12 protein-coding genes are annotated in these 11,204 nt (G+C 62.3%); 5 read left to right on the top strand and 7 right to left on the bottom strand.

What is annotated here, in order from left to right; genetic code table 11:
* Nucleotides 1-299: 299 nt before the first annotated feature.
* Complete coding sequence (infA, locus tag IGW03_RS29530) at nucleotides 300-518, top strand: translation initiation factor IF-1 (RefSeq protein WP_194726080.1); 219 nt, start codon at nucleotides 300-302, stop codon at nucleotides 516-518.
* A gap of 141 nt (nucleotides 519-659) precedes the next feature.
* Entirely contained in the window at nucleotides 660-1,490 is an 831-nt protein-coding gene (gene nadE, locus IGW03_RS29525) for an NAD(+) synthase (protein WP_194726073.1), read from the top strand.
* A gap of 24 nt (nucleotides 1,491-1,514) precedes the next feature.
* Here the strand turns inward: nadE and IGW03_RS29520 are convergent, their stop codons facing one another.
* Genes IGW03_RS29520 through IGW03_RS29500 form a run of 5 tightly spaced genes read right to left on the bottom strand, consistent with a single transcriptional unit; the run spans nucleotide 1,515 to nucleotide 7,675 of the window.
* Complete coding sequence (locus tag IGW03_RS29520) at nucleotides 1,515-2,327, bottom strand: enoyl-CoA hydratase (RefSeq protein ID WP_194726072.1); 813 nt, start codon at nucleotides 2,325-2,327, stop codon at nucleotides 1,515-1,517.
* A 30-nt stretch (nucleotides 2,328-2,357) separates the two neighbouring features.
* Complete coding sequence (locus IGW03_RS29515; RefSeq protein ID WP_194726071.1) at nucleotides 2,358-3,791, bottom strand: aldehyde dehydrogenase family protein; 1,434 nt, start codon at nucleotides 3,789-3,791, stop codon at nucleotides 2,358-2,360.
* Nucleotides 3,792-3,833: 42 nt separating this feature from the next.
* A complete protein-coding gene (locus IGW03_RS29510) occupies nucleotides 3,834-4,595 on the bottom strand; it encodes an enoyl-CoA hydratase/isomerase family protein (RefSeq protein WP_194726070.1) in 762 nt (253 codons plus the stop codon).
* Entirely contained in the window at nucleotides 4,588-6,681 is a 2,094-nt protein-coding gene (locus tag IGW03_RS29505) for an acetate--CoA ligase family protein (RefSeq protein ID WP_228536184.1), read from the bottom strand. The genes IGW03_RS29510 and IGW03_RS29505 overlap by 8 nt, the downstream gene beginning before the upstream one ends.
* 10 nt (nucleotides 6,682-6,691) lie before the next feature.
* The gene (locus IGW03_RS29500) at nucleotides 6,692-7,675 is read right to left on the bottom strand and encodes a Bug family tripartite tricarboxylate transporter substrate binding protein (RefSeq protein WP_194726068.1); all 984 of its coding nucleotides are present in this window, start codon (nucleotides 7,673-7,675) and stop codon (nucleotides 6,692-6,694) included.
* 138 nt (nucleotides 7,676-7,813) lie between these two features.
* Here IGW03_RS29500 and IGW03_RS29495 point away from each other — a divergent pair, with 138 nt between their 5' ends.
* Nucleotides 7,814-8,731, top strand: coding sequence for a LysR family transcriptional regulator (locus IGW03_RS29495; protein WP_194726067.1), 918 nt, complete (start codon nucleotides 7,814-7,816; stop codon nucleotides 8,729-8,731).
* Here IGW03_RS29495 and IGW03_RS29490 read toward each other — a convergent pair.
* On the bottom strand, nucleotides 8,725-8,997 hold the full coding sequence (locus IGW03_RS29490) for a nickel-binding protein (protein ID WP_194726066.1): 273 nt from the start codon (nucleotides 8,995-8,997) through the stop codon (nucleotides 8,725-8,727). The two genes, IGW03_RS29495 and IGW03_RS29490, sit on opposite strands and share 7 nt — an antisense overlap.
* A 406-nt stretch (nucleotides 8,998-9,403) precedes the next feature.
* On the opposite strand from IGW03_RS29490, the gene IGW03_RS29485 reads away from it, so the two are divergent.
* On the top strand, nucleotides 9,404-9,688 hold the full coding sequence (locus IGW03_RS29485) for a hypothetical protein (RefSeq protein ID WP_194726065.1): 285 nt from the start codon (nucleotides 9,404-9,406) through the stop codon (nucleotides 9,686-9,688).
* A gap of 84 nt (nucleotides 9,689-9,772) precedes the next feature.
* Nucleotides 9,773-9,994: a hypothetical protein gene (locus IGW03_RS29480; RefSeq protein WP_194726064.1), complete on the top strand. Its 222-nt coding sequence runs from the start codon at nucleotides 9,773-9,775 to the stop codon at nucleotides 9,992-9,994.
* A gap of 24 nt (nucleotides 9,995-10,018) precedes the next feature.
* On the opposite strand, the gene IGW03_RS29475 is transcribed toward IGW03_RS29480, so the two are convergent.
* Nucleotides 10,019-11,137, bottom strand: a complete 1,119-nt coding sequence (locus IGW03_RS29475; RefSeq protein WP_194726063.1) for a PepSY-associated TM helix domain-containing protein — start codon at nucleotides 11,135-11,137, stop codon at nucleotides 10,019-10,021.
* Nucleotides 11,138-11,204 lie beyond the last annotated feature (67 nt).

The following is an 11,204-nucleotide window of genomic DNA, read 5'->3' as shown; positions in this document are numbered from 1 at the left end:
CCGCTGCCCGAGCCAACACTGCCGCCGCAGGCGAGTAAGACCGCAGTCGTGCGGTTGCCGATGAAAGCGGCCGCATGACATGCAATGATGTGACCAAGCCCGCAGCGCAATGCTGCGGGCTTTTTTGCCGGCTGAATGCCGAGCCATTCAAGGCGTTCACTTCGCAGGTACTGTCTTGCCGGAAGCAGCGGATGATTGATAAATCCCTTTCCGACCCCATCTCCCACACTGTAGATTCATTCGATTCACCATCGGAACGCAGGCTTTCTTCACTGCAATCCGCTCATCAAAGGACATCAATGGCAAAAGACGACGTTATTCAAATGCAAGGCAAAGTCCTCGAAAACCTTCCCAGCACAACCTTCAAGGTAGAACTGGAAAACGGGCACAAGGTGCTCGGTCACATCTCCGGAAAGATGCGCAAGAACTACATCAAGATCTTGCCCGGCGACAAAGTGACGGTGGAAATGACACCGTACGACCTCACCAAGGCCCGCATTGTCTTCCGAACGAAGTAGGAGGCCCGAATAGCTGTTGATGCTATTCAAATAAAGATGAATTAAGGCCGGCAAACCCCTCACCTTCCGGCACCACGCAGCACCCACGCCTGTCTCTGCAAATACCGTCATCGCTTATGTCTTACCTAGTGGAGGTTTTGCATGGACCAGGCTGGCTATACGCAGCAGCAGCGGCAAATCATAGCCGCCCTTGAAGTTTCCCATCAGTTCGACGTTCAATCGGAGATTGCCCGCCGCGTGGCCTTTCTGCGCGAACGATTGCAGTCCAGCGGCATGCGCACCCTGGTCCTCGGCATCAGCGGCGGAGTCGATTCCCTGACTGCGGGCCTGCTTGCCCAGCATGCGGCGCGCCAGGCCCGTGAACAGGGTCAGCAGGCGGAATTCATTGCGATGCGCCTGCCATACGGGGTGCAGCGCGACGAAGACGATGCGCAGCGCTCGCTTGACGTGATCGGTCCCGACAAGGTGCTCACCGTCGATATCAAACCCGCCAGCGATGCCATGCTCAATGCCATCAAGGCTTCAGGCCATGTATTTGAAAGCGCCGCCCAGGAAGACTTCGTGCTCGGCAATATCAAGGCGCGCCAGCGTATGATCGCCCAGTATGCGGTGGCAGGCGCCACGCGCGGTCTGGTGATCGGCACGGACCAGGCGGCCGAAGCCCTTATGGGATTTTTCACCAAGCACGGCGACGGCGCCGCAGACCTGACGCCCCTGACGGGCCTTACCAAGCGCCGGGTTCGCGCGGTGGCTGCCGCAATGGGAGCGCCCGATCCGCTAGTCTTCAAGGTGCCCACAGCCGATCTGGAAAATCTCGCGCCGCTTAAGCCGGATGAGGATGCCTTCGGCGTGAGTTACGAGACCATCGATGACTTCCTGGAGGGCAAGACGATTTCCGAGTCTGATGCCGAGATCATTCTTCGGCAATACCAGGCCACGGCTCACAAGCGCGCCTTGCCGGCGACTCCCTGAGTTTCAACGTGACGCCGAGTCCTTCTATTCCCCGGTGAACTCCGCCGGGCGCTTCTCCATGAAGTGCTGCACGCCTTCCTTGAAATCGGCGCTCAGGATGCTCAGGAACATCTCCTTGTTGGCATCGGCCACAGCTTCGCCAAGCGTCTGGTATGGAGCCTCCCACAGCTGACGCTTCATCACACGAATCGACCTCGGCGACACATTGTCTGCCAGGTCACGTGCATAGGCGAGAGCTTCATCGAGCAGCGCTTCAGGTTCGACGAGGCGGTTCACAAGCTGCATGCGCAGCGCCTCCTCGGCGGATACCTTGCGCGATGACATGAGCAGGTCGGCGGCATGGCCGGGGCCCACGACGCGCGGCAGTATCCAGGCAATGCCGTGTTCGGCGATCAGCCCGCGCTTGGCGAAGGCGGTACTGAATACGGCGCTGGAGCTGGCAAACCGGATGTCGCTGTAAAGAGCCATGATCAGTCCGAGGCCTGCGGCAGCGCCGTTGATGGCTGCGATGATCGGCTTGTGCACGGCGGGAAAGTAGGAGTAGCGCGTCTGGTAATCTGCTCGCCGGTTCATGTCGTAGGGCCGCATCCACTTTTGCGCACGGATATCGTCGGGAGGCAGCACCTCCAGCTCTTCCAGGTCCATGCCGGCGCAGAACGCGCGGCCCGCGCCTGTCAGTACGATGGCCCGCACCTGCGGGTCCTGCCCGGCCTGTTCCATCGCATCGCGAATCTCACGCTCCATGACCTTGGTCAGCGCATTCATGCGCTCCGGGCGGTTGAAGGTAATAAGGGCGACACGGTCGCGCACGGTATAAGTCAGCTGTTCGAAATTCATTGCAGTTTCCACTCGTGTTGGATGGACGGATCACGCGGCCAGTTGAATTGCGCGCGGTTCCAGGAATTCTTCGAATCCGAAGATGCCGTTCTCGCGTCCGATGCCGGACATGCCGAATCCGCCGAAGGGCGCCTCCGGATTGAACGGCGCACCGTTGATGTCCACCTGCCCGGCTCGCAGACGGCGCGCCACGGCAAGCGCATGCGCCTGATCGGTCGACCAGACCGCCGCGGCAAGCCCGTAAGGGGTGCCGTTAGCGATACGCACGGCCTCATCCTCGGTTTCGTAGGCGAGCACGCACAGGACCGGCCCGAAGACTTCTTCCTGCGCAATTCTGCTGTGCGCCTGCACGTTCCCGAGTATGGTGGGCGCCACAAACCAGCCATGGGTCGGAACGGCCTCATCGCCCGCAATGATTTCTGCGCCTTCTTCCAGCGCCGCAGCGATATGGTCCTTTACCCTCTGGCGCTGCTCCATGGATACCAGCGGACCGATACGGGTGGCCGGATCAAACGGGTCTCCCATGGCGAATGCACCGATGCCGTGCTTGAGCAGCGCGACGCATTCCGGATAGACCGCCGCAGGAACCAGCAGGCGCGAGATGGCGGTGCAGGTCTGGCCGCTGTTGAGAAAGCATGCGCTCAAGGCATGGCGCATCGCCAGTTTCAGATCCGCGTCCGGCAGCACGATGGAAGCCGACTTGCCGCCGAGCTCCAGCGCCAGCCGCTTGATGCCGTTCCCGGCCAGGCTCGCGACCCGCCGGCCCGCGGCAGTCGAACCGGTGAACGACACCATGTCGACCTCGGGATGATTGACGATCACCTCGCCGGTAATCCTTCCCTCTCCCATGACCATATTGAATACGCCGGGCGGAATGCCGGCCCGTTGGACGGCCTGTGCCAGCGCATAGGCGGCGGCCGGCGCCAGTTCCGAGGGCTTCAGTACCACCGTGCATCCTGCCGCGAGCGCGGGCGCCACCTTGGCGGTGATCTGGTGCAGCGGATAATTCCAAGGCGTAATGCAGGCGACGACGCCGACCGGCTCATGGGTCACGATGGAATGGCCGATCCGCTTTTCGAAATCGAAACGTTCAGCCATGTCCGCATAGGCGGACCATGCCGCCACCGGTGCCTGTACCTGGATGCGCTTCGACAGCTTGAGCGGCATGCCGACTTCGCGCGTGATGGCTTCCGCCAATCCGTCGATGTCCTTTGCCAATGCATCGCCCACTTTTCGGAGCAGTTGCGCGCGTTCGGCGGCGGGCATGCCGGACCAGGCCGGAAATGCATCTCTCGCCGCAAGTACTGCATCGCATGCCTCTTTCGTTCCCGCCAGGGCGACTTCGGCAAGCGGCTCGCCGCTGTACGAATCGGGAAGCGAAATGCCTGATACCGGATCGACGTCCTGCCACTTGCCCCGGATGTAAGCTTGTTTGTACTGTTTGTACTGTTTGTACTGTTGCATCGTCTTGTGATTTCTTTTGAAAGATAAGCGGAAATGAAAGGCTCAGGCCTTGCTGCGCGCATCGAGAAAGCGGCGCATGGCCTGCTGCGGCTCGCCCTGCGCATAACACTCCAGCTGCGCGCGGATGCCTGCGACGCAGGCTTCGTCGAACTGCGCCTGCGTCATGGCACGAAAGCGCTGCTTGGAAAGACGGACAGCCGTCGCAGGGAGTTGCGCCAGCTTGCTGGCCCGCTCAAAAGCGGCAGGGAATACATCGGCAGGCTCGGCCAGTTCCGTGACCAGTCCGATTTCATGGGCTCGCCTCCCGGTGATCAGCTCGCCGGACATGGAGAGCTGAACGTTATGCGTCATCCCGACATGCAAGGTCATCAGGTAGGAGCCGACGATGCTGGCCAGACCCGCCTTGACCTCCGGCTGCCCGATTCTCGTATCCGGCGCGATGATCCGCCAGTCCGCGCACAGCGCCACCTGGAAACCGGCGCCGGCGGCAACGCCGTTGATGGCGGCGACGCAGGGCTTGTCGAGATCGCGTACCGCCTGATACATCGCACGCTGCGCATTCAGCCAGGGCACCAGCGTCTGCCACTCGATCGTGCTGGCTTCATCCAGGTCCTGCCCGGCGCAGAAGGCCCTGTCGCCAGCGCCGGTAATGACGATGGCGCGCACGGCATCGCTGCGGTTGAGCGCGTCCAGCGCAGAGGACAACTGTTCCCGCAGCGCCTGGTTGACGGCATTCATGCGTTCCGGGCGATGCAGGGTGACGATGGCGACATCGTCGCGCCGCTCGGTCTGAATTTCATTCATGCTTGTTCTCCTCATCAAGTTCGACGACGGCATCCACCGCAAGCACGCCCTCGCCTCGGGCCAGCACCATCACCGGGTTGATGTCGATGGAGCGGATGCGCTCACGGTAACGGCAGGCGAAATCACCCAGTTTCACCGCCGCATCGGCAAAGGCAGCGAGATCGAGCGCCGGCCTGTCGCGATAGCCATCGAATAGCGGGGCAATGCGAAGCCGCTGCAAGCCTTCGAGCACCTCGTCGGCGGAAAACGGCGCAAGCAGGGAAATCACGTCGCGGCGCACCTCCACCAGCGTGCCGCCTTCGCCCAGCATGACAACAGGGCCGAAGACCGGATCGATCGATACGCCCAGCATGAGCTCATGCACGCCGCGCACCATCGGCGCGACCAGCACCTTGCCGCCCCTGCATCCCATTGCCTCGAATGCGCCCAGGCATGCACGCGCGGCGCGGCGCACATCCTGCGAAGTCTTCAGGTTCAGATGCACCAGGCCGTGTTCGCTCTTGTGGGGAACATCCGCCGCACATCCCTTGACCACGACAGGCCGGTCGAAATTCAGGAAAGCCGCCTCGGCCTCGTTTTCGTCAGCGCAGACCGCGTGGCTGATGACCGGTATGCCGGCCTGGCGCAGCAGAGAGAGGCTTTCGGCTTCTCCCAGCGTTCCGGCACCGCCGGGAATGCGGATGTCCGGAGCCTCAGCTTGCCTGTGCACCTCGGGCCTTCCATCCATCATTGCCTGATGCGTGGCGTACTGGTGGAGCGCCTTCACCGCATCGCTTTCGGTGCGGAAGACCGGTATGCCGTGCGCCTGGAATGCCTGCCGGACGGATTGCTGGGGCGCGCTGAGCGCCACTGGCTTGCTGTATTCCCGTGCGAATTCCGCGGTCGCCTTGGCCAATGCGGGCACATCGTATCCGGGGCCGGCCACCGGAATGCCGACCATGAGCATGTCGGCCTGCTCTTCCTGCGCAAGGATGTCGAGCACGCGCGGGAACATGCCGTCGTTGCCCATCAATGCGGCAGTCAGGTCGAGCGGGTTGCTCGGCGTGGCGAATCCGGGCAAGGCATCGCGCAGGCGTTCGCGTGTTTGTGCGGCCAATTCCGCCAACGGCAGGCCGACCTGTTCCGCCGCGTCGGCCGACATCACGCCGACCGCGCCGCTATGGCTGAGCACGACGGTGCGGCGCTCTCCGCACTTGGCGTCGCGCAGGTAGAGCGGTGCGGCCGTGACCATTTCCTGCAGGCTGTTGGCGCGCCATATGCCGCAACGGGCAAGGAAGGCATCGAGCGCGCCGTCATGGCCGATCATGGCACCGGTATGGGACGCGGCGGCGGCTGCACCCTTCTGGCTGGAGCCGCCTTTCAGCAGCACGATGCCGGCGCCGCGCGAACGGGCGATCTCCGCCGCTTCGGCAAGCATCTCTGGCCGGACCAGGGATTCGATATAGACGAGAATGAGCTTGATGGCGGGATCGGCGGCAATGGCCCTGGTCAGCTCGGGCACATCCATGTCGGCATCGTTGCCAGTGGCGCACAGGTAGCGCACGCCGAGGCCCATCTCGCGCAGCAATGCATATGGCATGACACTGGCGGCGCCGCTCTGGCTGACGATCGCGATCGGGCCGTCTTCCGGTTCGACTTCCATGAACATCGTGCTGAAGTTGAGCACCGCCCCGTTGGAGAAATTGGCGATGCCCTGGGCATTCGGCCCGATGATGCGCATGCCGCGCGCATTGGCATATTCCACCATGCGCTGCTGTGCGGCGCGGCCCTCGTCTCCGGTTTCGGCAAAGCCGGACGCCATGACGACCGCATTGGCGATGCCGGCATCGGCGCATTCCTTCACGGCCCGCACGGCATCGTCCCCGGCAACCGCGATGATGGCCGCATCGGGCACGCGGCCGATGCTGTCCAGCGTCGGATAGGCGCGGCGGCCCTGTATCTCGGTGCGTGCAGGATTCACCGGAAAGACCTCGCCCGTGAAACCGAACTTCGTCATGTAATGGATCGGGCGTCCGCCGACCTTGTTGGGATTGTCGGAAGCGCCGATGACGGCCACCGAAGCGGGTTGAAGCAGTGATGAGTTCATGTTCATGCGATCAGTCGATGGTGGCGCCGGATGCCTTGACGACCTTGCTCCATTTGGCGGTGTCCTGCTGGATCATGGCGGCGAATGCCTGCGATGTGCCTGGCAGCGGCTCGGCGCCGAGGGCGGCAAGCCTGGATTTGACGTCGGGGTCGGCAAGCATCTTGTTCAGCTGCGCATGGATGCGGCTGACGATGTCCGGCGGCGTGCCCTTGGGTGCCGCCACTCCGAACCAGATGGTGACCTCGTAGCCGCTGAGGCCAGATTCTGCGATGGTCGGAACGTTGGGCAAGGCGGTCGAGCGCGAGCGGCCCGTTACGCCGAGCGGCTTGACCTTGCCGGTGGAAATCTGCGGCACCTGGTTCGAGACCGTATCGAACATCATCGAAATCTGCCCGCCCAGCATGTCGGTAAAGGCGGCCGCCGATCCCTTGTACGGCACATGGGTGATATCGATGCCGGCAAGCGACTTGAACAATTCGCCCGAGATGTGATTGGAACTGCCGTTGCCGGCCGATCCATAGGTCAGCGTGCCCGGCTTCTGCTTGGCGAGGGTGATCAGATCCTTCACCGAATTGGCCGGAAAGGAGGACGAGACCACCAGTACGTTGGTCGTGGCGGCGACGGAACCGACAGGCTCGAAGGCCTTGACGGGATCAACCTTGAAACTCCGGTACAGGCTCGGATTGATCGCCATGGTGCCGGTCGTGGCAAAGAACAGGGTATAGCCGTCGGGCGCCGAGTTGGCCGCCGCTTCGGTGGCGATGGTGCCTCCCGCGCCGCCGCGGTTGTCGATCACGACCGCCTGGCCGAGCGACTGGGACAGATGCTGTCCCACCAGGCGCGCCATGCCGTCGGTAGGACCGCCGGCAGGGAACGGCACGACGAGCTTGATCGGCTTGTCGGGATAGGCGGCCCAAACGGGATTTACCGCAGCAAAGGAAAGAGCGGCCGCCAGCACCGCAAACATCGAATAGGACTTGGAACGCAGCTTCATGCTTGTCTCCTGAGTAGTTGTAATGGCGCATTACGGTTATCGCATTCTAGTTATTGGCGAAGCCATCCGATAGAGTAAAATCTGCGAAACCAGATATCACTTTCCTGGATAGCTTGCGAGGTCGTAGCCGGCATGACGATGGATCTGAAAAAACTTGAACTTTTCATGCTCGTCGCGGAACTGGGCTCGCTGTCGAGAGCGGCGAAGGCCGCCGACATGGCCCAGTCGCTGGTGAGCCGCAACATTGCGCAGCTGGAGCAGGAATGGGGAGACCGGCTGTTCCAGCGCACCGGGCGCGGCGTGGTCCTGTCGGATTTCGGCAGATTCGTGCAGCCCGAGGTGCGCGTGCTGCTGGACCAGGCCAGCCGCCTGCAAAGCGCGGTGAAGGAGGCGGCCGGCGTGCCGACCGGCACGGTCCATGTCGGCGTGCTGCCGTCGATGTCGCGCCGGCTGGTGACCCAGCTGTTCGAAGCCATGCAAAAGGCCGCGCCGGCGGTGCGGCTGCATTTCATCGAGGGTTTCAGCGGCTACCTCGATGAGCAGCTGCTGTCCGGGCGGCTCGATTTTGCGGTGATCAATCGCTACGGCCCGTCGCCGGACCGCGGCGAAGATGTGCTGGGGTATGTGGACACCTGCCTCATCGGCAGCAAGGACAGGCTGCCCTTCCAGGAAGCAGTGACCTTCCAGGAACTTTCCGACATGCCTCTCGTGCTGCCCGCCGCGCCGAACGGCTTGCGATCGATTCTCGACCAGACGAGCCGGCAGAAAGGCGTCGCGCTCAACATCGCACTCGAAGTCGATACCCTGTCGGCAATGAAGGATGTCGCGCTGAGCGGCGTCGCCTGCACGGTGCTGCCCCTGTTCGCCGTGAGCGACGAGGTCGCGGCCGGCAGGCTGTGCGCGGCGAAGATCGTCGATCCCGGAATACGGCGCACCATCACCTTAAGCATTACCAGGCAACGCCCCCTGTCGAGCGCGGCGAGGCTGGCGGTGTCGAAGATGCGTGCGCTTGCCACCGCCATGCTGAACCAGACGTCAGCCTCGATGCATCAGTGATGTGGATTCGGCAGGTCCAGCACTTCCTCGACCTTGTCGAAAGGCAGCGATGCCGCCCGGTTAACCCCTTCCACGGCCTGCCGGTCCTCTGCATCGAACAGGCAGGTGCAGCGCTGGTCCGCAGGATAGAAATTGCTGCGCAGGTAGGTCACCGGCGTGCCGTTTTCGGTCGCCTGCCGGCTCGCTTCGATGGCAGCCGCTTGTGCCGCGGCAAGCTGTTCCATGCTGATGCCGCTCAAGTGTCTTTGTACCGCAAAGGTGGTCATGGTGTCCTCCGTTTCGCAGGTGCGATGCGCGCGGAATGCTTCAGCGGCATCGGGATTTCATGCTTGCGCAGGCCGGAAATGCGGCATTGAGCGGGCTCAAGCGGAACGCAACACAGCAGATCATTGAGTACTGATCGCCAGCGCAGCCGGGATGTCGTTTTCCGGCTCACATTCGGCTGCGATCCGACAGGTCAATGTCGGCCTGAAACCGTCATTCAGCTGCCGGCATCATCTGCCGTTCTCGACAAGCCAATTCATCAATATCGCAAAACTCCCTTGTATTTCAAGGCTTTGCCGTGATTTCACCGGATGCCATCCTGCCTGGCACAGCCCCTGCTATATCTCCTTCAAGCGCGATGCAGCGCCCATCACCCAACCAAGCCATCACACTTTTAGGAGAATCACCATGAAAGCACTGACCATCAAAGACCTGTCCGTTTCCAAAGACCTCGGCGCCAAAGACATGAGCTCCGTGCGCGGCGGCCACGGTTTCCACCGGATGCCTGCCCTGTTCGCCAGCCCGCTGTTCAGCGTGGCCAAGAGCGAAATCAATTTCGATGCCGCCCAGTCGCTGGGACAGAGCCAGAACACGCTGGTCAACAACGGCAACAACGCCGCCTTCGTGCAGGGCATCAAGTCGGATGTCAACCCGACTCAGACCGGCAAGAACACGATCAACTTCATGTCCTGATTTTTGCAAGCAGGCGAGTGCAGGGACGGAGGCGGGTTTGTCTTCCGTCACCTGGGCCGCTTCCTTTCCTGCAGGAGAGACATCATGAGCAAGACCATCATTCACGATCTGAAGGCAGCCCGGGAGCTTGACTCCGGCGCAATGGCGAAGGTGCATGGGGGACGCTGGAAGCGCAACGGCGTCATTCCCGGCTATGAAGCGCCGACCGTCTATTACGACGACGGCGTCAATGTCCATACCAGCGATCCGTCGACCAGCAACGTCGGCTACGACTCGCCCTTCACTCCCATTCCCAAGCCGGTATAGCTCGGCGGTCCGGCGGTTGCGGGCTCAGCCCGCAACCGATTCACCCGCCCGCACGCGGCGTGCATTGACCGATGCTTTCGTGCGCGCCTTCCTGACCCAGAGCCACGCGCCCGAAAACGAGAGAAATGCAAGGCTCAATCCCACCAGCACCTGCAGCCACTGCGTTAAAGGACCGCCAACCACGCCGGTATGGAGAGGAAACAGCCAGCTCTGGATCTGCACGGCCCGGTTTGCTTCCAGCGCATTGTCGACGCGCAGCACTTCGCCGCTGTACCGGTTGAACCAGACGAAGGAGCGGCCGAACTGATGGATCTCGCCATCGAGACGCATGCGGACGCCGACTGCACCGCCTTCCTTCACCGGCAAGGTAATGCGTGTGACCTGGCCATCAGGGAACATCGACCGGGCCTGCCTCAGCATAGCATCGATGGATGCCTGCGGCGCCGATGCGGCAGGCACCTTTGGCTGCGGCTGCCGCGTTCCCTCGCCTGTAACTGCAATGAGCACCGGTTCGGTGATCAGATCGTAAAGCGCAAGGGCCGAACCCGTGAGCGCGGTCAGCGCGATCAAGACCGCGGCAATGGCGCCGCTGACCCGGTGCGCATCGAACCAGACCCTGAATGCCCCCGCTCCCCACTTGATCGAGAACGCCTGCTTCCATTTCGTACGCTTCGGCCACCAGAGATACACGCCGACCATGGTCAGCAGCAAGGCTCCGAGTCCGATCCAGCCCTGAATCTGCTTGCCTGTCTTGCCCGCGAAAAGATGGACATGGAAGTCGATCAGCAGCCCCGTGAGCGAGTCGTTGGGATGCCGCAGGCCAAGCACTTCGCCGGTATAGGGGTTGGCGTGCACGCGCAGGCCGCTCGGCTGGAACAGGACCTGCGCCGCCTCGGCAGGTGCCAGGGGCATGTAGACAAAAGCCGGTTTTTCGCCGGGATTGGCTTCTTTCGCATGGCGCAGGAGTGCATCGACCTGCATCTGCGCATTGGGCTGGGAATCGACGGTCAGGAGCCGGGGATGGAGATAGCTGTCGATGGCCTTGCTGAAGACGATCGCGCTTCCGGTCAACCCGCTTCCGAGCAGGAACAGGCACAGGACAAGGCCGAGATAGCGGTGAAGGAGTACCAGGATCTTTCGCATAGTCGCAAGGCGCAGCTGCGGGAAGGAAAAACGCAGGTGCACCGGAATGGTGAAAAGCTTTCGCTCG

The sequence above is a fragment of the Noviherbaspirillum malthae genome, from assembly GCF_015352985.1.
In the GTDB taxonomy this organism is placed as follows: domain Bacteria; phylum Pseudomonadota; class Gammaproteobacteria; order Burkholderiales; family Burkholderiaceae_D; genus Noviherbaspirillum; species Noviherbaspirillum malthae.
This window is presented reverse-complemented; position numbering and strand designations above follow the sequence as displayed.